We start from the raw sequence: 24,347 nt of genomic DNA on the forward strand, positions 1-24,347 counted from the left end.
ATGAGTAATAAACACAACCAAGAAAAACTTTCTAGCGCACGTTTTAGTGAATCGACAGACGCTTTTGTAGAAGCCTTTACGGCATCCATTCAATTTGACAAGCGCATGTATAAGCAAGATATTCAAGGCTCGATTGCTCATGCCAAAATGCTAACTAAGGTGGGCATCTTAAATGAAGCGGAACTAAACGATATCCTTTCAGGTTTGACACAAGTTCAGCAAGAAATTGAAGCGGGCGAGTTTAACTGGTCTATTCAACAAGAAGATATTCACATGAATATCGAAGCCCGTTTAACCAGCCTAATTGGTATTACAGGTAAAAAACTGCACACTGGTCGCTCACGCAATGACCAAGTCGCTACCGATATTCGCCTCTATATTCGTGATGAAATTGATGCTATTTTGCCTGAACTTAAACGATTACAAGCAGGCCTGGTAGAATTAGCCGAGCGTGAAGCGGACACGATTATGCCTGGTTTTACTCACTTACAAACCGCACAACCCGTTACCTTTGGCCACCATATGTTAGCGTGGTTTGAAATGATTAAACGTGATGTTGAACGCCTAGAAGATTGCCGCAAGCGTACCAATACTATGCCATTAGGTTCTGCGGCCTTAGCGGGAACCACTTACCCAATTGAGCGTGAATATACCGCTGAATTATTAGGGTTTGAGCGCATTACCGAAAACTCGTTAGACGGAGTTTCTGATCGTGATTTTGCCATTGAGTTTACCCATTTTGCGGCCACCTTATTAATGCATATGTCACGCTTCTCTGAAGAGTTGGTTTTATGGTCTTCGGCACAGTTTCAATTCATTGATTTGCCTGACCGCTTTTGCACAGGCTCATCGATTATGCCGCAAAAGAAAAATCCTGATGTTCCTGAGTTAATTCGCGGTAAAACAGGGCGAGTTTATGGGCATTTAATGAGTTTATTAACACTGATGAAATCTCAACCATTGGCCTACAATAAAGATAACCAAGAAGACAAAGAGCCTTTATTTGATACCGTAGACACGGTTAAAGGTTCTCTGCGTGCGTTTGCCGATATGGTGCCTGCCATTCAAGTAAAACGCGAGGTCACTTATGAAGCTGCCAAACGTGGTTTTTCTACCGCAACGGATTTAGCTGATTACTTGGTTGGTAAAGGGTTAGCATTCCGTGATTCACACGAGGTTGTGGGGTTAGCCGTAGCGCATGGTCTTAAAACGGGTGAAGATTTGTCTGAAATGTCTCTCGAAACACTGCAAGGTTTCTGCGACAAAATCAGCGATGATGTGTTTGAAGTATTGACTCTAGAAGGCTCTGTGGCAGCACGTGATCATTTAGGTGGTACCGCTCCAAACCAGGTTAGAGCCGCTGTTAAACGCGCTAAGTTATATTTAGAAAATTAATAACGCCCTTTTCTGCATAAGTTTAAACTTAAAGCCGCTTGCGATACCAGGCGGTTTTTTGTTTTTAACCACGAAGTTATCAAGAACTTTAAAATTTCACACCTGTTTTATTTGAACGAATAATGCAGTTAATTGCAGACTACTTGCAAGTAGTTCAACAAAAACAAATGAATTTTTTGTCATTCTCAAATCTTCGTGCCTCTGTGCCTTCGCGGTTAATTATTTACAATACCGAATAATAAATGGAACAAGCATGCAACTTGATCGATATTTGAGTAAATATGCTGGCCTAAGTCGTAAATCAATTTTGCGCTTACTCACTCTTGGAAAAATTTCAGTGAATGGGCAAATTGCTATTTCCCGATTTCAAGAGGTCAATGACTTTTCTAGCATCGCAATAGAAAACCAGCCAGTACACAGACACAAATCAGCACGCTATTTTATGATGAATAAACCCGCAGGTATTTTAAGCGCCACAACCGATAAAACTCACAAAACAGCGCTTGAATTACTGCCTAAAAAAGAGGCAAAAGAGTTACACATTGCGGGTCGCTTAGATCGTGCGACCACAGGCCTGTTGATTTTAACCAACGATGGAAAATGGTCTCGTTACATTACCGAACCACAACAAAAGATTCCCAAATGTTATTTGGTTGAAACCGTTTATCCTCTCTCTCCAGAAACCGAATCACTGTTTGCAAAAGGCATCTATTTTGGCTATGAAAATATCACTACCTCTCCTGCCAGCATAGAAACTTTATCGCCAACACTCTGCCGATTAACCATCTATGAAGGTAAGTATCATCAAGTTAAAAGAATGTTTGCGGCCGTAGGCAACCGCGTGCAATCCCTTCACAGAGAATCGATGGGAAAGGTCGTCTTAGACGAAAACTTAAAACCTGGAGAATACCGCGCTTTAACGGCAACTGAAATCACATCTATCTTATCTAACTAAACTTACCAGGCCTGGTAACTCAATGAGAGACCTTTGAATGCGTTAGGATTGAGATATAAATAACGGAAAAATTTGTTTATTTAGACAAAAATTCACGTCATTGCGAGCGTAGCGAAGCAATCCAGGGAAATCTTTAAATACGGAACTTGATTTTAATCATGGATTGCCACGGCCTTTGGCCTCGCAATGACCATCTTTTCGAGTTTCAATGGTTTAAATAAATGAAAAACTTTTTAAACTTACCAGGCCTGGTAGGTACTTAATTACCTTAATGTTTAGATTGTGAGACCTTTGCATGAGTGAGGTGCGAGGAAATAATAGACGTAAGTACCCCCTGAGGGTATAAAATTTGGCTGATTGCAGCGGCAAATGTAGCTAATAGCCAGCTATTAGCAAGTTTTTCAACAAAAATCAGATAAATTTTAGCCATTTTTAACCGTGCCTTGACTCGTGCAAAGGTCTCATTGTATTTAAGCTGACATTTGACCGTATTGAACGACTTTATTTCGACCAGTTTGTTTGGCTTGATATAGGGCTTGATCGGCTTTATCAATCAATTGAACCTCATCGATTACCTCTGCCTCTGGATAGGCACATACACCAATACTCACGGTCATTGGAATTTGCTGTTCACCATCTTTAAATACGGTATCTTGCACTTGATGACGAATCCGTTCGCTAACATTGGCCGCATCTTTCGAGTTAGCCGCTTGTAAAATCATTAAAAATTCTTCGCCACCATAACGCACAACAATATCGCCATCTCTAAGAATATTTTTAAGAATCGAGGAGATTAAAATAATCGCTTTATCGCCCACTAAATGTCCGTAGTTATCATTGATGTTTTTAAAGTGATCAATATCCACCATAACCACACTCAACGCTGATTTCTCGCGCAAGGCACGGCCAAAGTCTTCTTTTAAACGTGCCATACCAAATCGACGGTTATACACATTGGTTAAGCCATCGTATGCAGCTAAACGCTGAAATTTAGAATGGATTAATGCGTTGTTAAACGCTAACCCCATACTTCTTGAGAACAGGTGAAGTGTATTAATGGTTCTCTCATCAGCATATTCAGAACCCGTTGCAGCGACCATGACCCCAAGATGAGTGCCTTTAAATTCAATCGGTTCAATAAAGACTTCTGATGGCGTGAACTGTGTAAGCACACCATCCATTTGAATATGTTTTGGTAAATTAATGTATTGCGCTTTACCTTTTTGAATCGACTCTAAAACGGCTGGATGCTGGCTCAAACTTTCAGCATTTACAATGCCACGACTGGCTTCAACATTCACATCACCATTGTTAAACATCAAAATGGTAGCCGCTTCAATTTTGGTGGCTGAGATGATTAAATCAACCACATCAGAGGATAGGTTTTGAACTTCTAAGTTTTCAGACATGACCATTGAAAACTTATTGTATACCTGTTCGTTTTCGTGAGCGGCTAATAACGCGGTTAATAGTTCATTGTAAGCTTTGGCACTCACCCCAATTTCATCATTGGAAACCACTTCCATTAAACATAAATCATCATGGCATTTAGCCGAATAATCCAAAAAGTCTTTTTGATGCAGACCTGTGGCAATATCCTGCATTTTATTAGAGAGTTGTTTTAAATGCGGACGAATGACCATGGATATTATCAAAAAACTCATTAACCCAACCATCTGACCCGCAATTTGTGTGACCAAATAAAAGCCCCAGGTTAAAACCTCTTCTGAAGGAAAACCGTATAAAACAAGAAAGTGTGGAAAAGCTAACCCAATCACAACACCAACGAGCTGCATATAGATAAACTGGTCTAAAAAAATACTTTTGGTCAATCGAGGTATGTGCATCAATGTTTCCTTTAGAAGCGCATGTTAGTCATTAAATTTAATCACCGAACGAACAGTCATCTCTTTGTAGGTAAAGCTGTTTAAGCTTGCTAAATCAATTAAACAAGCCATTCCTGCAACTTGGTAACCAACTTCTTCACACAGTGAAGCTGCCGCACCCATTGAGCCGCCTGTTGCAATTAAATCATCTAATAACAGAATTTTGCTGCCGTCACCCTGTTGCATCTCAAGCTTATCTGCACCATACTCTAAACCATACTCAATGGAGGCAGCTACATTCGGTAATTTGCCAGGCTTTCTCACTTTAATAAAGCCTTTATTGTGTTTATAGGCTAAAGCCGCAGCAAAAATAAAACCACGCGATTCAATGCCCGCTAAACAATCTATATTAGCCCATTCGGCTTCGCTAAATAAGTCACTAATCGCATCAATCGTTTCTGAAAAATGGCGTTTTAAAAGCGGTGAAATATCACTAAAAATTATACCTGGTTTTGGAAAATCAGGAACCGCATCTAAATACTGCGCAAGAGGATGTTGGGCCATGAAAATGCCTTTATATTGAATTTGAGAATACAGGTTAATATGAAAATATAAGCGTTTACAAAAACTTTCATTTACTCTATTTGTATAAATGATTATTCTATCAATTCAGATGCCTTCAAGGTTTTTAAATGCTCTGCCTTAAAAACAAAATATATTTATAACACTATATTCAAATTATTATACAAAACTTATGCATTTAATTGAAAACAAGTACGAAACAGCAGGCCTATTAAAACTGCCTCCGCATGCAAGAGATATTGGTGAGTATTTACTTACCATTATACCGCTGAATGAGCTGTTGATTCTCTGGCAAGCAAAGCAACCAAACAGGGAACTGTTACACTTCTACAAAGTGCCTGAAGTTTATTGGGATGAAATCATTGACGCAACTTTATTGGCTAAAACAACCTATTTTTTACCCAATGATAATTTCACAAAAGAAGAACTTTTGTATCTAATGAAAGCGGCCTGTGAGAGCATTCATTTGCCTTTAAATGCTTATTCTGTGAAAGAAGTCATTAAAATGAGCCAAGATGAATACCCTATTTTCAGTGAATGGCTAACGCTGTTTGCAAGGCAATTGAAAGCAAAAACATAACTTACCAGGCCTGGTAAGTTATTCTGAAACAAACAAAAAACCTTTCTATTTAACCTTATACAAACACTTTTCACACGATAGCTTTTGACTCTTTGAGCAATGCTTTAATATTTACTTTGGCTTCTTTACTCCCATATTGAGCCGCTAAGCCAAACCAAGAACGGGCTTGAGCCATATTTTTTGCTGTACCTCTACCTTCTAAATACATCTCTGCCAAAGCGTTTTGCGCCATTACATGTCCACGCATGGCCGAAAAACGGTATAACTTAAATGCATAGTCCAAATTGGCTGGCATTCCCTGACCTTTTTCAAACAATCTAGCCAAGTTATAGGCCGCAAATGGATTACCTTTTTCAAAGGCTTGATGATACATATTGGCCGCCATTGCATAAGATTGCTTAACAGGCTCACCTTTTTCATACATTAAACCTAAGTTATTTTCGGCTCGTGAATAATCCCTAAAGGCACCATTTTCATATAGATTGAAAGCGGTATCCAAATCACCCGATTCTTCAAAAGCCAGAGCCTTTTTAAAAATCGGATAAAGATAATGCTCATCGGCCAATACCGTCATTGGATCTTCTGGATAGGATTTATCAACACGAACACTCATGTGACGAACCCACTCAGGCACCGTTTGATCTGCTAGCCATGCTTTTAACTCTGCCAGGCCTGGTCGTTTAGCAGGGTCTTTTTGAGTCATCCAAAAAATCAAATAACGCCAAAAAATCGGTAGCTTATTCATTTTATGAACAGAGTGATGTGCGTGCGCCCATAGCTGCTTTTCAACCTCGTTGACTTTATCTAAACGATAAATATGCTTGCCTGTTAACGCATAGTAAAGCGTACAACCTAATGAATAAATATCGCTAGACTCTTCCAACTGGCCATTTAATCGCTCAGGGGGGCAATACTTTGTATCACAGAGTATTTCCTCTGAATCATAAGAGCTCAGTGAGGGAACGGCATGACTCCAATCAATTAAATACGCACGTTTTTTACCAACAATCATGTTTTCAGGCTTAATATCCCCATGCACAAAGCCAAGCTTGTGAACTCGCTCTAAAATAGCCACCATATCCTGCAAAAGCTTTTTAGCCGCTTTGGCTGAATATGCGCCTGATTTTTCGACTGTTTTTTGTAAATTACGCTTTCCAGCTAAATCAAAAAACTGAAGGTAGTAATAACCTACTTTACGTATCTCATTAAAATGAATAAATTCAGGGAATTGATTGAGATACTGTAATAAATCTTTTTCACGCTTAATTGCATGGTGATTACCAATACTGTCTATCACCCTAATTAATTGCTTTCGCGAGCCACTATCCAGTGTCTGCTTGCCTTTATATAGGAATGTGGTTTTAGAATCACCAAACGGCTTAACTTTACGTAAATCTGGTTGCTGTTCTAAAACAGCTAAAAGCGCATCAGACATAATGCCTAATCCCCATAAAATAAAAATCTAAAAAAAAGGGCACTTAATGAGTGCCCTTTTACCATACCTTAAAAGTTAGTCGTTTTGGAAGTCAATATTCATATCATTGATATCATTTTCATCCAATAACTCTCCTTGAATGATTACCGAAGTAATATCATTGGTTGTCGCAGCGTCACCATCCGCATCAACATCAATAATTGTACTGTCAGCAGTACCATCATTATCACTATCAAGGCTTGTGAAGTTTAAGTAATCTCCTAAAGTGGCTTCCGTCACATCGGTATCAGTAATCACTTCACTTAAATCCAATACATCATTGGCTACATCAAAGTCAACGATTGTAACGTCTTCTTGTGAATTGATAATAAATGCTTCCGATTCAGAGTCATCACCATACAAGAACAATCCATTATCAGATGTTGTCGTAATTTCTAGGTTATCAACTTGTAATTCTTCATTATTACTATTTGTCACAACTTGAATACTAAGTTGTAAATCACCATTGCTATCAGCCGTAGCATCAAATGAAACTTTATCGTTAAACTCACCATAGTGTCTTGCAACTTCAACGTCATTACCACCATCATCTTTTACATAAACAACAAAGTAGTCGCTACTTTCCCAACCACTTGTATTTGTTGTATCAAAGCTAACAGTCACGTTTTCACCTGGCTCTACTTGATAAGTTTTAGTCGCCGTTTCATTACGGTCAATGAACAACGCATTATTTTCTCTACTATCAGTATCACCATTAACAGTCCAACCTTCTGCGGAAGCATTAAAGTCTTCACTTGCAATGACATTGACATCCTTAACATTCACAAAAACCTTCACATCAAAAGTAGTTGCATCTCCATCTGCATCTGAAGCGGTTACACTGAATGTTTTCAGAATATCGGCACTAAACTCTGAAGCTTTTGCCGAGTAAGCATACTGACCCGTTGCAAAATCAAACAATAACTTACCTTGTCCACCAATCGCTATACCTGTTGCTGGGAAATCTGCAGCGGTATATACAGTGCCATCGACGGAAATACTGTCTATTGTTATTTGTCCATCACCACCAGAAACATTATCTAATGTGGTTCCAGAACCGATATTATCTAACGCACCACCTGAAACGCTTAATTCAGGCTCCAATGCAGAATTCAGGTCATTTGGATCAACGACAACAGTCGTTTCCACGCCTGCTGCTGTTGCCAACTCATCCAGATAGCTGGTATCTGTAATACCAGCACCTAGCGCCACAACATGCGCTGAATCTACATAGGTATTAACAAAGTTAGTCCATCCTGTAACATAGCTATCATCTAGCCAACCCGCTTCAGAATCACCTGATGTGGTGGTGTTTTGAGTTCCATTAACATTTTCAGCCGTTGGTTCGCCATCAGAGATAAAGTAAGCTACCGTTTTATCGGCTGCTGGTTCTGTGTAGTTATTGTAGGTCTCATAAACCGCATCTTCATAGTTTGTCATATTATTATCAGTCAAACCGTTAATAATATTGATGGCTTCTTGCGGAGACATCCAGACTTCACCATTGGCATTTGTCATGACCAATCCTGTTGTCGCGAAGGTGACCAGCTTAACATTGACAGTACCCATCGAATCATAGGTATTAATCATATTTGCTAGTGCTTCTTTTGCTAATGTCAAACGATTCTCATTAGACATACTTCCAGAAGTATCAAGCGTAATAACGATATTGGTATCTTGCGCTAGATTTTCATTGGCAAAATCCATACCGCGAACTTCATCAATCGATTCTGGTTTTAAATCAACGTAAACAGCATTTCCGTTAATATCAATCGTTAAAGTAGATGTGTGACTGTCACCGTCTTTATCTGTAATCGTATAATCAAAAGTCGCTTGTAAGTTTTGTCCATCAGTCAAGGCATCTTTTGTTTCTCTATTAAGTTCAAAACTATATGAACCATCAGAGTTAGCTGTTAAAGTTCCGTATGGACTTGTTGTAGAAGCCCAGACAACACCATCAACTGAACCATCCGCTCCTGCATCAGCAGATACCGTTCCTGTTACTGTAGGTAAAGTATCAACAGATGTTACTGAACCTAAAATATCAAAAGAGTTGGCTGCGTTCTCATAGGTATAGATAGTTTCAACCACATCACCGTTCGTATCACGGAAACCATCAATCGATACTACATAGTCCTGCCCATTTACGGTAAAAGACTGCGCTTGAGCTGGAAGGTTAATAATGTCTCTTGAAGCTTCTGCGTCATCTGAATTCGTTGTTTCAGTATGTTCAATTGGAATTGTAAAGTTAACCGTATATGGCTGACCATTAATGACAACTTCCATTGATACAGTCAAATCCACATTATCAAGCGTCTCACCGCTTACTGGGAAGTTATTGTGAGTGAAAGAACCGAAATTCAGTAAATCCCCTGTTTGAATACCCACACCAGCAGATGAACTAAATCCACTTGCGTCAACTAAATCATAACCAGATGAACCGTTACTACCAGAACCCCACTGTAATTCATCAATATAACTATCTGAATCTGTATTGATTTGTGTAATACCTGAGCTATCTCCAGCTGTTGAGACTGGGTTTACCCAGCCTGCTGAATAGTTACGGATCTCAATTACATCCAAGTCAACGGTCATTGAGTTAGAGCTATCCTGAGACACTGGGGAATCATCCTCAATGACAACAGAAAGATTTGCGCTTGCGCTTCCACCATTGCCATCACTTACTGTTACAGCTGTACTAATGGATAAAACATCTTCAACAGAATTATTAGGATGATCAACTGGACCTAGTAATTCAACCGTATAGCTTCCTGTGTTATCAACTTGAACAGTGATAACATCCGAACCACCTGCAGAACCTGTCAGTACATTTGTACCCACACCACTCCAGGTAATGGTTTCACCACCTGATGTCATAGCTTCTGTCGGCTCTGCTAAGCTAACAGTTAATGTATCGCCATCAATATCAGTAAAGATCATATTGCCTGTAAATGTTGAACTATTCGTCTGGTCATCACCTGAGTTTTCACCCACTGTATCTGCAAGACCTGTTACTAATCCCTCTTCAGAAACACGTGCAACTACAGCTATATTCTGAATTTCTGGATTGTCATTATCAGGCGTTACATTCAAGGTAACTGTTGCAGTATCTGTACCACCTTCACCATCACTAATCGTATAGGTAAAGCTATCTGGACCGTTATAGTTTGCATCAGGAACATAGGTAATTGTTCCATTGCTATTTAGCGTAATAGAACCATGAGAAGGATCTGTTGTGCCTGAAACAAAGATATTATCGTTATCAGGATCCTGGTCATTACTCATTACAGGAATAGCAATCCCTACGCTGTCTTCAACAATAGTAATAACACCATCATCTTGAGCGTCAGGTCCAGGGTTTGTAACCGTCCAATCAAACGTTGATGATGCTGGAGGATTTACGCCATCCGTAGCACTTACTGTTACAGAATAAACTCCGCCGGTACCACCTTGAGATGCACTATTGTCTATAGTCCCAGTAATTTCACCTGTTGAGATATTAATTGAAAGTCCAGGAGGAAGACCTGTTGCACTATATGTCAGTGGATTATCATCAGTAAAGAAGGTTGAAATATCAAGACTAATTCCATCAGCATCCTCATCATTCTGTGGAGGAATATCATTGGCAATAGGAGCATCATCATCATCAGTAATGGTTGTGCTAACTTCCATTGCACCTTCCGTCACTGCTTCGTATCCACCATTTTCATATCCCGTAATCGCTACTTTGTAGTCTTCTGGGGTTTCTTTGATGGCATCTTCTACGTTGTCAACTGTGAACTTAACTTCTGTTGAACCAGCTGGAATTGTAACTGTTTGAGTACCTACGATTACATCACCATTTGTGCTGATATTGCTAACCGTAACTTGGACATCCATATCTTCAAGCGGAGCATTAGTCACTGAGACGGTGTATTCAACACTGTCTCCTTCTAATGTGCTTGTAGAACCACTGATACTTAATTCTGTACCCGCATCTGGTGAATCTGGTGTACCTGGAGGCGTTACTGGTGGTGTTGGGTCACTAGCATCGACAATCGTAGTCGTTACGCTGTTGGCAGTTGCATCTACCGCGACCGCTTCGAATTCGGCACCTGTCGCACTCGCAATGCTTGCTGTGTATTGTTCACCACTGTCCGCTAGGGCGTCATCGGTAGTTTGAACCGTAAACAGCGCTGAGCTTTGGCCTGCTGGGATAGTCACAGTTTGAGTAACAGGTACGTAGTCACCTGCTTGTGTGGTGACATGTCCTGTGACCACTGAAACAAGGATATCTTCACTTGATACGGTGTCGGTTGTGACGGTGTAAGTCGCTTGATTACCTTCCCATACAGTGGCGTCCCCTGCGATGCTGACTGTTGCTCCAGCATCTGGGGCATCTGGTGTGCCTGGAGGGGTAATCGGTGGATTTGGCTCACTTGCATCGACAATCGTAGTCGTTACGCTGTTGGCTGTTGCATCTACGGCTACCGCTTCGAATTCGACACCTGTCGCACCTGTAATGCTGGCGGTGTATTGTTCACCACTGTCCGCTAGGGCGTCATCGGTAGTTTGAACCGTAAACTGCGCTGAGCTTTGGCCTGCTGGGATAGTCACAGTTTGAGTAACAGGGACATAGTCACCTGCTTGTGTGGTGACATGTCCTGTGACCACTGAAACAAGGATATCTTCACTTGATACGGTGTCGGTTGTGACGGTGTAAGTCGCTTGATTGCCTTCCCATACAGTGGCGTCACCTGCGATGCTGACTGTTGCGCCTGCGTCTCTCTCATTTGGCTGGTCTGGATCTTCAGGATTATATGGATTCGTCTCATCCGTAATCGCTGTAGTTACTGAGTTTACGCCGATAATAGTTTTTTCAAAACCGCCACCAGATGTTCCTGTTAGGTTTACAGAAAAGTCTTCTGTCGTTTCGGCATACGCATCATCGTTAGTGTCGATTGTAAAGTTCACCGTAGTGCTTCCCGCAGGGATTGTTACAATGGTATTCATTGGTACGTAGTCACCATTTTCAGTGGTGATATGTCCCGTTTCAACAGTAACATGAAGGTCTGTTGTAGGAGTACGATCGACCGTTAAGGTATAGCTTGCCGTTTCACCTTCAATAACGGTTGTTGAACCACTAATACTGACTGTTGCAGTATCTTCTGAGGCTGGCGAGGTTTCATCTACGATAGACGTTGTAACTTGTGAAGTTCCTAGAACAACGTTCTCTACACCACCACCCACTGGATTACTCATAGTAACTGTATAGTCTTCACTGCCTTCAGCATAAGCATCATCAATTGTATCAACCGTAAAGCCAACACTTGTTTGACCTGCTGGAATTGTTACATCTTGTGTTATGGCGACATAGTCTCCATCTTCAGTTGTAACATGTCCTGTGGTAACGGTAACAGTAAGCGGCGTTTCTACTGGTTTGTCTGCAGTCACTGTGTAGTTCGCTTGGGTACTTTCTTCTACCTGCGCATCACCTATTAGTGTCAACGTCACCGTATCTTCTGCACCTGGGGTACCTTCATCCGTGATGGTTCCTACACCTTGTCCGTCTGCAATTTGCGCATTCGTACTAGGATTACTTAAGGTCATTAAGAATGTCTCTGGGTTTTCAGCGATGTAGTCATCCGTAATTGGAACGCTAATCGTTGTTGTTGTACTTCCTGCTGCAATCGAACCTGATCCATTAACCGCAGTATAGTCACTACCTGCAATCGCACTACCATCTGATGAAGCATAGTCAAAAGTAACTTCTTCTGTGGTTGGGTTACTTAGGGTAACTGTAAAGTCTAAAGTACCTGCGTCTTCATTAACCGTAACATTATCAATGATTAAGCTTGGTGTACCTTCATCATCAATAATATTGGTTTCAACTGGCGTTGTATTGACATTAACCGTTTCAAAACCACCACCCGTTGTAGTACCTGTCAGCGCAACACTATACAGTTCGTTTCCTTCCGCTAGATTGTCCTGATTATTATCAACCGTAAAGTTAACGGATGTAGCACCTTGCGGAATCGTAACCGTTTGAGTAACAGGAGTTAAGTCACCATTATCGGTTTGAATATGCCCAACAATCACTTCAACATTCATAGCTGTTGCTGTTGGCTCATTAACACTGATTGTGTAAGAAGCCTGTCCACCTTCTGCTACCGTAGAAGCTCCAGTTAACGTTACATTAATCACTTCATCATTTGGTTCAATACCTGGAGTCGTGTTATCACTGATTGTAGTACTTACAGTATCTGTATCAATTACAACATTCTCAAAACCACCTTGTGATGGATTGCTAATAACCACGCTATAAACTTCATCACCTTCTGCATAAGCATCGTCAATTGTAGCCACATTTAATGGTACAGATAGTTGACCTGCTGGAATAGTGACTTGAGTCGTGCCAGTATGAATATCACCTGAACTTGCTGATGCATAGGAATAAGTCACATCTACTGTCATGTCAGATGTAGGTGCTTTATCAACACTAACGGTGTAGGCCGCTGTATTGCCTTCAATAACCGCAGTATCACCAGCAATCGATACAGTAGCTGTATCTTCTGTTCCAGTACCACCATCTGGTTCATCAGCACCGTCTTTAATTGTTGTTGCTTGAGTCGCTGTTCCAATAGTGACAGATTCTGCTCCACCTCCTTGTGGGTTAGAGATTGTCACGTTATAGACTTCGTCACCCTCTAGGTATGCATCATCAATTGTTGCAACAGTAAATGGTGCGGACGTTGATGTGCCTGCTGGAATAGTAACGCTTGTAACGCCTTCTACGATATCGCCTGTTTCAGCTGAAACATAACTATAGGTCACATCAACTATCATATCTGTTACAACAGGCTTGTCAGTAGTCACCGTATAACTTGCGGTTTCACCTTCGGCAACGGTATCGGTTCCACCAATACTTACGGTAATTGTATCGCCTGCCGTTGGAGTTCCTTCATCCACAATCGTTCCCACACCTTGGGCATCTGCAACCACAACACTTGGCGTGATATTGCTTAGGTTCATTAGGAAGGTTTCTGGGTTTTCAGCAATATAATCATCTGTAATTGGAACAGTAATTGTAGTAGAAGTATCTCCTGCCGCAATCGTGCCACTTCCTGATACCGCAGTATAGTCACTGCCAGCTAATGCACTGCCATTATCGGCTGAGGCATAATCAAATGTAACGTCTGTTGTGGTATCTGTACTTAAAGATACAGTAAACGTCATCGTGCCTGCATCTTCATTCACAGTCACATCATTGATGCTAATCGATAGAACGTCATTATCAACAATCGTTGTATTTACAGGCGTAGTTACGATATTAACCGTTTCAAAACCACCGCCAACAGTGTTATTACCTGTTAGGGCAACTTGATAGTTCTCATTGCCTTCTGCAGTGGTGTCTTGGTTGTTAACTACCGTAAAGTCTGCAGAAGCCGCTCCAGCAGGTATAGTCACAAGCATAGTTGTTGGTACAAGATCACCATTATCTGTCGTGATATGGCCTGTCTGTACTTCAACTTGCATCTCTGTAGCTGTTGGCTGATCTAGCGTCACGGTATAGGTCGCTGTACCACCTTCGGCAACAGAAGTATCTCCAGTTAATGTCACGTTAATGACTTCATCATCTGACTCTGTACCAGGCGTAGTATTGTCTTTGATAACTGTTTCAACTGGCGTTTTGTCTACATTAACCGCTTCAAAACCACCGCCCGTAGTGACACCTGATAAAGTAACTGTGTAGCTTTCATCTCCTTCAGCATAAGCGTCATCATTGTTGCTTACCGTAAAATCAACATGGTCACTGCCCGCTGGTACTGTCACTGTCATTGTAGTTGGGATTAAGTCACCATTTTCTGTTGTGACATGCCCAGTAACGACAACAACATCCATTGCGGTAATTGCAGTTTCACTTAAAGTAACCCTGTAGTTTGCTGTACCACCTTCTGTAACGGTTGTATCACCACTTAGGCTGACAGAAATAGTGTCTGGAGCACCAGGAATTGGTTCATCACTAATAATACCCAGGCCTGTTCCGTCAGTTATTGTTGCATTGACAGGATTAGATAAAATGATATCTAAAGTCTCTGAACCTTCTGCAATAAAGTCATCTGTAACGGGAACGGTAATCGTTTTAGTCAGTTCTCCTGGTGCAAAAGTCAAATCACCAGTAACAGCTGTATAGTCTAAACTAGCCGTTGCAGTTCCATTTGAGCTTACATAATCAACGGTAACAGTTGAAGCACTTGGATTACTCAAAGTAACTGTAAATGTCATTGAGCCTTCATCTTCATTAACACTTACATCATTGATGCTTAAACTTGGCTCATCATTATCAATAATATCGGTGGTAACAGAATCACGGCTACCATCTACTGTAACAGCTTCAAACTCTGCACCTGATGCAGCTGAAATACTCACAGAGTATTGTTCTGTGATTTCAGCTTCATTATCGTCATTAGTAGTAACTTCAAAATCAACGCTAGACTGACCTGCAGGTATTAATACATCTTGATTAACAGGAACATAATCTCCCGCTTCAGTAGTAATGTGCCCTGTTGTCACAGTAACCACAATATCTTCACTTGATACAGTATCTGTATGTAACGTATAACCAGCTTTTGCACCTTCTGCAACTGAAGAATCACCTGTAATCCAAACCATAGCACCTGCATCTGGTGAATCCGGTGTACCTGGAGGCGTTACTGGTGGTGTTGGGTCACTAGCATCGACAATCGTAGTCGTTACGCTGTTGGCAGTTGCATCTACAGCTACGGCTTCGAATTCGGCACCTGTCGCACTCGCAATGCTTGCTGTGTATTGTTCACCACTGTCCGCTAGGGCGTCATCGGTGGTTTGAACCGTAAACTGTGCTGAGCTTTGGCCTGCTGGGATAGTCACAGTTTGAGTAACAGGTACGTAGTCACCTGCTTGTGTGGTGACATGTCCTGTGACTACTGAAACAAGGATATCTTCACTTGATACGGTGTCGGTTGTGACGGTGTAAGTCGCTTGATTGCCTTCCCATACAGTGGCGTCCCCTGCGATGCTAACAGTTGCTCCAGCATCTGGGGCATCTGGTGTACCTGGAGGCGTTACTGGTGGTGTTGGGTCACTGGCGTCGACAATCGTAGTCGTTACGCTGTTGGCTGTTGCATCTACCGCGACCGCTTCGAATTCGGCACCTGTCGCACTCGCAATGCTTGCTGTGTATTGTTCACCACTGTCGGCTAGGGCGTCATCGGTAGTTTGAACCGTAAACTGCGCTGAGCTTTGGCCTGCTGGGATAGTCACAGTTTGAGTAACAGGGAGATAGTCACCGTCTTGAGTCGTTACATGACCCGTAACCACTGAGACAATAATGTCTTCTGAAGAGACTGTGTCTGTCGTTACAGTGTAAGTCGCTGTGTTGCCTTCCCATACAGCTGCATCACCCGCGATTGAGACCGTTGCTCCCGCATCTGGTGAATCTGGTGTACCTGGAGGCGTTACTGGTGGTGTTGGGTCACTGGCGTCGACAATCGTAGTCGTTACGCTGTTGGCAGTTGCATCTACGGCTACCGCTTCGAATTCGGCACCTGTCGCACTCGCAATGCTTGCTGTGTATTGTTCACCACTGTCCGCTAGGGCGTCATCGGTGGTTTGAACCGTAAACTGCGCTGAGCTTTGGCCTGCTGGGATAGTCACAGTTTGAGTAACAGGTACGTAGTCACCTGCTTGTGTGGTGACATGTCCTGTGACTACTGAAACAAGGATATCTTCACTTGATACGGTGTCGGTTGTGACGGTGTAAGTCGCTTGATTGCCTTCCCATACAGTGGCGTCCCCTGCGATGCTAACTGTTGCGCCTGCATCTGGTGAATCGGGTGTACCTGGAGGCGTTACTGGTGGTGTTGGGTCACTGGCGTCGACAATCGTAGTCGTTACGCTGTTGGCAGTTGCATCTACAGCTACGGCTTCGAATTCGGCACCTGTCGCACTCGCAATGCTTGCTGTGTATTGTTCACCACTGTCCGCTAGGGCGTCATCGGTGGTTTGAACCGTGAACTGTGCTGAGCTTTGGCCTGCTGGGATAGTCACAGTTTGAGTAACAGGTACGTAGTCACCTGCTTGTGTGGTGACATGTCCTGTGACTACTGAAACAAGGATATCTTCACTTGATACGGTGTCGGTTGTGACGGTGTAAGTCGCTTGATTGCCTTCCCATACAGTGGCGTCCCCTGCGATGCTAACTGTTGCGCCTGCATCTGGGGCATCTGGTGTACCTGGAGGCGTTACTGGTGGTGTTGGGTCACTGGCGTCGACAATCGTAGTCGTTACGCTGTTGGCAGTTGCATCTACGGCTACCGCTTCGAATTCGGCACCTGTCGCACTCGCAATGCTTGCTGTGTATTGTTCACCACTGTCCGCTAGGGCGTCATCGGTGGTTTGAACCGTGAACTGTGCTGAGCTTTGGCCTGCTGGGATAGTCACAGTTTGAGTAACAGGTACGTAGTCACCTGCTTGTGTGGTGACATGTCCTGTGACTACTGAAACAAGGATATCTTCACTTGATACGGTGTCGGTTGTGACGGTGTAAGTCGCTTGATTGCCTTCCCATACAGTGGCGTCCCCTGCGATGCTAACTGTTGCGCCTGCGTCTTTTTCATTTGGCTGGTCAGGGTCTTCTGGCGTATATGGGTTACTTTCATCTAAAATCGTTCCCGTCGCACTTTGTCCGCCGATGTTCAGTGTGTAGTATTCGCCACTATCTGCCAAGGCGTCGTCTGTCACTGTCGTACTGACTGTAAAGCTGGTCACGCCTGCAGGAACGGTGATAGTTCCATCACCATTATTAGTCACGCCATTGCTGAATACAGCTGTCCCGTGATCGACCGCTTGGGTCGTTGTATCAACAAGACTAAACGCGTAAACTTCATCACTTGCACTTGCACCACTCATCGTAACAGTATGAACCAGATCATTATCTACAGTGCCTTCAGTTTGTGTATCATCGGTGATACTCGCAACAATCACTGAATCATCATCAGTAATGGTTGTGCTAACTTCCATTGCACCTTCCGTCACTGCTTCGTATCCACCATTTTCATATCCCGTAATCGCTACTTTGTAGTCTTCTGGGGTTTCTTTGATGGCATCTTCTACGTTGTCAACTGTGAACTTAACTTCTGTTGAACCAGCTGGGATTGTAACTGTTTGAGTACCTACGATTACATCACCATTTGTGCTGATATTGCTAACCGTAACTTGGACATCCATATCTTCAAGCGGAGCATTAGTCACTGAGACGGTGTATTCAACACTGTCTCCTTCTAATGTGCTTGTAGAACCACTGATACTTAATTCTGTACCCGCATCTGGTGAATCTGGTGTACCTGGAGGCGTTACTGGTGGTGTTGGGTCACTAGCATCGACAATCGTAGTCGTTACGCTGTTGGCAGTTGCATCTACCGCGACCGCTTCGAATTCGGCACCTGTCGCACTCGCAATGCTTGCTGTGTATTGTTCACCACTGTCCGCTAAGGCGTCATCGGTTGTTTGCACGGTGAATTGTGCTGACAGTTGACCTGCGGGAATGATGACGTCTTGAGTCACAGGGACATAGTCACCGTCTTGAGTCGTTACATGACCTGTGACCACTGAGACAATAATGTCTTCTGAAGAGACTGTGTCTGTCGTTACCGTGTAAGTCGCTGTATTACCTTCCCATACAGCTGCATCACCCGCGATTGAGACCGTTGCTCCTGCATCTGGTGAATCTGGTGTACCTGGAGGCGTAATCGGTGGGTTCGGTTCTGAGGCGTCAACAATCGTGGTAGTGACACTGTTTGCTGTTGCATCTACCGCTACCGCTTCGAATTCAGCGCCTGTCGCACTCGCAATGCTTGCTGTGTATTGTTCACCACTGTCCGCTAGGGCGTCATCGGTGGTTTGAACCGTGAACTGTGCTGAGCTTTGGCCTGCTGGGATAGTCACAGTTTGAGTAACAGGTACGTAGTCACCTGCTTGTGTGGTGACATGTCCTGTGACTACTGAAACAAGGATATCTTCACTTGATACGGTGTCGGTTGTGACGGTGTAAGTCGCTTGATTGCCTTCCCATACAGTGGCGTCCCCTGCGATGCTAACTGTTGCTCCCGCATCTGGTGAATCTGGTGTACCTGGAGGGGTAATTGGTGGATTTGGCTCACTTGCATCGACAATCGTGGTTGTCACACTGTTTGCTGCGGCATCTACGGCTACCGCTTCGAACTCGGCACCTGTCGCACCTGTAATGCTGGCGGTGTATTGTTCACCACTGTCCGCTAGGGCGTCATCGGTAGTTTGAACCGTAAACTGCGCTGAGCTTTGGCCTGCTGGGATGGTGACAGTTTGAGTAACAGGTACGTAGTCACCTGCTTGTGTGGTGACATGTCCTGTGACCACTGAAACAAGGATATCTTCACTTGATACGGTGTCGGTTGTGACGGTGTAAGTCGCTTGATTACCTTCCCATACAGTGGCGTCCCCTGCGATGCTAACTGTTGCGCCTGCATCTGGGGCATCCGGTGTACCTGGAGGGGTAATTGGTGGATTTGGCTCACTTGCATCGACAATCGTAGTCGTTACGCTGTTGGCTGTTGCATCTACGGCTACCGCTTCGAATTCGGCACCTGTCGCACTCGCAATGCTTGCTGTGTATTGTTCACCACTGTCCGCTAGGGCGTCATCGGTAGTTTGAACCGTGAACTGTGCTGAGCTTTGGCCTGCTGGGATAGTCACAGTTTGAGTAACAGGGACATAGTCACCGTCTTGAGTGGTGACATGACCTGTGACCACTGAGACAATAATGTCTTCTGAAGAGACTGTGTCTGTCGTTACAGTGTAAGTAGCTTGATTGCCTTCCCACACAGATTCTTGACCAGAGATACTCACCACTGGAATTACTGCTATAGGTTCAACAACAGCTTGCGCGTCATTAGTACGAGGCTGAATAACTTGATCAGTTTCATTTACACTCGTATCGAATCCTGAAGTAACTTCACCAGAGCTTGCAATACGTTCAACAGTCACACCACCATCAGAAGCGGTACCAACGATAAAAGCGTCACCCGCAGCAGTGGCTTCAAGTGCGTCAAAATTCCCTTCTAATACGGCTTGCTGAAGCGCTTCAATATCCACCGCTCCTTCAGTACCAGAATCAAGTGCACTTGCCTGACCAGAGACATCATCATCTAAACGCATTTGGGTATCTCGACCTAATGTCAACAGAGTACCATTGACCATGTCTACAACCACACCACCTTTTCCAGAAGTCTGTATAATCTCTCCTGCATAAACAGGGCTTCCTGCTTCTAGTACACGTACCTCACCAGTAACTGGGTTGATAGCACGAACGATACCTTCTAATTTTGAAACATTACCAACGATTGTAGACATTTTTTGTACTCCAAATTTGCACTGAATAACAAGTCATTAAAACTTTAATTAAACTCATCATACCTATGTCCGACAAGCACGACTACTGTACCTAAGGACAATACAGCCGTTATTTTTTTAACTTTTATACATTCGTTATCTCGCAATAACTATTAAGAGTATTTAATAAAATACTAGAGCACTAAATATTGTGTTTCGTTGTAAAACAAAAAAATATTCCAAATGAAAAAATTAAATGCAAATTAGACAAATGGTCGTTTTGTTCTATAATTATTAGGTTGAATACTTAGAAGTTTTTTGTATTTCTTATTCTTTATTAAGGGGAATTTAACATGGCAACAATTAATCCAAATTTAGCCTCTGCGGCTCTGAATTTACAAAATATACAAAATGGTAGCCAACTAAAATCTTCTGATAAACTGAGTGAAGCTCAGCCAACCGAACAAAACACACCCATTAGTGGAAATAGCTCAGTTACGCTTTCTGAGCCATTGGAAAATAGCACCACAGATTATCTTGCGCTAAACGCACAACAAACCATCAATCAAACTAATCCGTCTAAAAACCTTCAGAGTGAAGAAAATGAAACCACCAATGGTTTAACTTATGCTTCAAATCTTGAAACCCAAAGTAATTTTCTCGCAAATCAAATGAATACCCAAAAGTAACCCTACTCGTTTTCTGGTAGTCATAAAGCTACCAGGCCTGGTAGCTTTATAAAGTGTTATACATTTAGAGGTCGAGAACTTCATATATTCCAAGGTCTTTACACCGTACAGTTCGCCAAAGAACAAGGATGTGAATAATGTTACCTAAAGAACGTTATCTAAAATTAGAACAACACTTGCAAGAAGAGAATCCTGTTCTTATTGATATTATCAATAACTATCGCGAACTCGATAAAATCGGCTATAAGACAGGCCTACTCAAGAAAGACCAGTCTTATGCCACACAAATTTCTTGGTGGCCGCTCATCTCTATTTTGGGAACTTTCTCTGCGGGCAAATCTACTTTTATAAATAGCTATACAGGCAAAAAGATACAAACTACTGGCAATCAGGCGGTTGATGATAAATTCACCGTGCTTTGTTATGGCAGTGGTGAAGAGGCAACCACTCTTCCAGGCCTGGCACTGGATTCGGATCCAAGATTTCCCTTCTTTGGAATCAGTAAAGAAATTGAAAAAGTAGAAACAGGTGAAGGCAGCCGTATAGACACTTATCTTCAGCTAAAAACCACTAATGCGAACATTTTAAAAGGCAAAATCTTAATTGACTCTCCAGGTTTTGATGCCGATTCGCAACGTGACTCCACTTTACGTATAACCAATCACATTATAAATATGTCTGATTTGGTATTGGTTTTCTTTGATGCTCGCCACCCTGAACCAGGAGCGATGCGTGACACCTTAGAACACCTAGTTGCCACGACCATTGGGCGAAAAGACTCAGATAAAATTCTCTACATTCTTAACCAAATTGACACCGCTGCAAAAGAAGATAACCCTGAAGAAGTCATTGGCTCATGGCAACGTGCTATTTCAAGTCAGGGTTTGGTGGGTGGTAATTTCTACAGTATTTATAATGAAGACTCTGCCACTGAATTTACCGACCCTGCACAACAAGAACGCTTTAAACGTAAAAAAGACATGGATATTGCTCGCATTCATTCTCGCATCGATAAAGTGAGCATTGAACGAACCTACCGTATTGCTCATGCAATGGAAAACATTATTGAAGAAATGCATACACAAAAAATCCCTCTGATTCAAAAAGCGATTCAGTCATGGCGTAAAAAGGTCATTGCTACAGATAGTGTGGTTTTTGGTGCTCTTTTAATCGCAATTTTCTATGGTTTACAGTTTTTTGGTTACTTTGATATCGCCATGTCCGACTGGCCTCTAATCAAGTTCATGCAACAGTCGATATACTACAGTGCTGGAGTGGCCGTAATAGGGTTAATACTCATACTATCCATTCATGGGTACATCCGGGCTAAATTTGCTGGATGGGATGCCAATCGAATTGAAAAAACCGACCGGCAACTTGCTAATGCTCTCAAGCACAATACCCGCTTCTGGCGCAGCTTGTTTCCCTCAGAACCACGGGGTTGGACAAAACGCAATCGACTAAAATTAGCCCATATTGTCAATGCCAGTAAAAAGGCCATCCAAAAACTCAATGATCAGTTTGCCAATCCATCAGGAAAAACGGATGGGCAAAAAACGGAAGCTAAAGCGATTAAGGACTCAGTAATAGAAGAGGAAAATTCATTAAACCCGTTTAAAAAAGAGGCTTCAGATAAAAATGAAGAGTCGGGAGTTGTAATATCTGAAAGATAGTTTTTTATAAACCCAACGCTATTCCAGTAGAATAACACACCCATTAACCCCAATTAATTTAGGTGTATTCTATTGGTGTATAAATTTATTTAATGCCCGTATTAGTAATTCACACTCTTTCAAGACTTCCTCAATCTTTATCTATTGCTCTATCACCACCATGAAAGTAAACTTTTCATTAACTTAAATACATTTCAACGTATTCGAGTTGCTCCTTAAAAATAGTCTTAAAAACCTCAAAACATTTCCCTGTTTCAAACTGGGTTTTTATGCTCCTCAACTTTTGAAAAGCACAGTACGACCAATACTGTGCTTTTTTTTTAGAAAAAATTCAAACAAGTTCATACAATAAGCGTAATCATCAGGAGTTGAACTCATGGAAAGCAAATCTCATCATAGACAATACAAACACGGTCACGGCAGTGATGAACAGCATAAAAAAGACCAAGCACTGTTTAGCCACCTATTAGAGCATCACAAAGAACTCAAACGCTCAACCGAACGTTTGCCCAATGGCATTTGCAGCCGAACCACTTCGCAATCTCCTAAGCTGGCTAAAATCATCCAAGAACATGTTGTCGGCATGGAAAAACGTTTTGGTATGGGTAGAGCGATTCGCTCATGGGATCCGCTATTTGCTGCATTATTTGAATATAAAGAGCAAATTAATATGCAATACCGCAATATTGAAGATGGCGTTGAGGCGACCCTAACAAGCGATGACCCTAAAATTATTGAGCTGATTCATAGGCATGATGATACTTTACACGGCTTTGTGAATGAGGGCTTTGACGCAGGAAAACGCGAAAGCCCAAAACCAAGTTGGTTAACCGAATAAAAAAGTTACAAGACCATTTTAGAAACTTGAATTCATGGAGTTCACCCCCATAAACTCATTAAGTTAAGTTATTAAGTAAATTGAGAAAATTGCCATGATTATTATGTGTCCACACTGCGCGGGTCTTAACCGTGTACCAGATGAGAAGCTATCAACTCAAGCCACTTGCGGTAAATGCAAAGGGGAGCTTTTCCCTGGCAAACCGATAGAGATGAATGGCCAACAATTTACCCGAGCTTTACAGAAAACTGATCAACCTTTAGTGGTTGATTTTTGGGCACCGTGGTGTGGGCCTTGCCAAGGCTTCGCCCCCACGTTTGCTCAAGCCGCTTCACAATTTGAGCCTAGAGCGCGGTTTGTTAAAATTAACACTGAGAATGAGCAACAAATTGCGGCTCAGTTTGGGATTCGCTCGATTCCAACCTTAGCGATTTTCCAGTCGGGTAAAGAGTTAACAAGAATGGCTGGCGCAATGGATTATGGTAACTTTAGCCAATGGCTTGAACAGAACCTACCCAATTAACCTAGCAATTACAATAAATGACTTTTCTCTGTAAATGAGGCGGTATGAGCAGACATACCGTCCAATTTCAATTACCCACCTAAAGCATTTCCAACAGACGTATAATTACAAATTCACTACATCATATTAAAGCGAGTACAGAATGGAACTAGGCTCACCAGAACATAAACGACTTCTGATGCAAGGCATTATCAGAGTGGCATTAAAAACCGTTTCACTAGGTTTTATTTTAGGTGTTATCTTAATGATTCCATACCTATTCAGAGAAAATGCTTTCTCAACTGGTATTGCTTATCTAGGGCTGGCCATTTTAGTTGGTTCACTGCTGTATGCTTTAACACTGGTTTGGAAAAAATACCAACGCATTATTAAGCCATTTGATGAGACTTATAACTCAAAATAATTAATTATCACAAACAACCAGGC

General features: G+C 42.3%; 12 protein-coding genes. 8 read left to right on the top strand and 4 right to left on the bottom strand.

Annotation, left to right across the window (positions count from 1 at the left end; genetic code table 11):
- Both argH and A379_RS06695 read left to right on the top strand, forming a co-directional pair.
- Entirely contained in the window at positions 1–1,395 is a 1,395-nt protein-coding gene (argH, locus tag A379_RS06690; RefSeq protein ID WP_040727008.1) for an argininosuccinate lyase, read from the top strand.
- Between the two features lie 253 nt (positions 1,396–1,648).
- A complete protein-coding gene (locus tag A379_RS06695) occupies positions 1,649–2,350 on the top strand; it encodes a pseudouridine synthase (protein ID WP_040727010.1) in 702 nt (233 codons plus the stop codon).
- Between the two features lie 470 nt (positions 2,351–2,820).
- Here the strand turns inward: A379_RS06695 and A379_RS06700 are convergent, their stop codons facing one another.
- On the bottom strand, positions 2,821–4,197 hold the full coding sequence (locus A379_RS06700; RefSeq protein ID WP_040727011.1) for a GGDEF domain-containing protein: 1,377 nt from the start codon (positions 4,195–4,197) through the stop codon (positions 2,821–2,823).
- A 24-nt stretch (positions 4,198–4,221) separates the two neighbouring features.
- Positions 4,222–4,740 carry an adenine phosphoribosyltransferase gene (locus A379_RS06705; protein WP_040727015.1) on the bottom strand — a complete coding sequence of 173 codons (519 nt, stop codon included), beginning with the start codon at positions 4,738–4,740 and terminating at the stop codon, positions 4,222–4,224.
- Positions 4,741–4,930: 190 nt separating this feature from the next.
- Between A379_RS06705 and A379_RS06710 the strand changes: the two genes are divergently transcribed.
- Positions 4,931–5,338, top strand: coding sequence for a hypothetical protein (locus A379_RS06710; RefSeq protein ID WP_040727017.1), 408 nt, complete (start codon positions 4,931–4,933; stop codon positions 5,336–5,338).
- A 70-nt stretch (positions 5,339–5,408) separates the two neighbouring features.
- Here A379_RS06710 and A379_RS06715 read toward each other — a convergent pair whose 3' ends face one another.
- Both A379_RS06715 and A379_RS06720 read right to left on the bottom strand, forming a co-directional pair.
- A complete protein-coding gene (locus tag A379_RS06715) occupies positions 5,409–6,773 on the bottom strand; it encodes a Sel1-like repeat-containing protein kinase family protein (RefSeq protein ID WP_040727019.1) in 1,365 nt (454 codons plus the stop codon).
- Positions 6,774–6,848: 75 nt separating this feature from the next.
- On the bottom strand, positions 6,849–20,219 hold the full coding sequence (locus A379_RS06720; RefSeq protein ID WP_040727020.1) for an immunoglobulin-like domain-containing protein: 13,371 nt from the start codon (positions 20,217–20,219) through the stop codon (positions 6,849–6,851).
- Between the two features lie 332 nt (positions 20,220–20,551).
- Between A379_RS06720 and A379_RS06725 the strand changes: the two genes are divergently transcribed.
- From A379_RS06725 to A379_RS06745, 5 genes are all read left to right on the top strand, one after another.
- The gene (locus tag A379_RS06725) at positions 20,552–20,887 is read left to right on the top strand and encodes a hypothetical protein (RefSeq protein ID WP_040727022.1); all 336 of its coding nucleotides are present in this window, start codon (positions 20,552–20,554) and stop codon (positions 20,885–20,887) included.
- A 137-nt stretch (positions 20,888–21,024) separates the two neighbouring features.
- On the top strand, positions 21,025–22,560 hold the full coding sequence (locus A379_RS06730) for a dynamin family protein (protein WP_081696363.1): 1,536 nt from the start codon (positions 21,025–21,027) through the stop codon (positions 22,558–22,560).
- 376 nt (positions 22,561–22,936) lie between these two features.
- Positions 22,937–23,398 (top strand): hypothetical protein, encoded by a 462-nt coding sequence (locus tag A379_RS06735; RefSeq protein WP_040727024.1) that lies wholly within the window; start codon positions 22,937–22,939, stop codon positions 23,396–23,398.
- 94 nt (positions 23,399–23,492) lie between these two features.
- Positions 23,493–23,921 (top strand): thioredoxin TrxC, encoded by a 429-nt coding sequence (trxC, locus tag A379_RS06740; protein ID WP_040727025.1) that lies wholly within the window; start codon positions 23,493–23,495, stop codon positions 23,919–23,921.
- Between the two features lie 142 nt (positions 23,922–24,063).
- A complete protein-coding gene (locus tag A379_RS06745) occupies positions 24,064–24,324 on the top strand; it encodes a hypothetical protein (protein WP_040727026.1) in 261 nt (86 codons plus the stop codon).
- Positions 24,325–24,347: the final 23 nt, after the last annotated feature.

This window comes from Thiomicrorhabdus sp. Kp2 (assembly GCF_000478585.1).
Taxonomy (GTDB): domain Bacteria; phylum Pseudomonadota; class Gammaproteobacteria; order Thiomicrospirales; family Thiomicrospiraceae; genus Thiomicrorhabdus.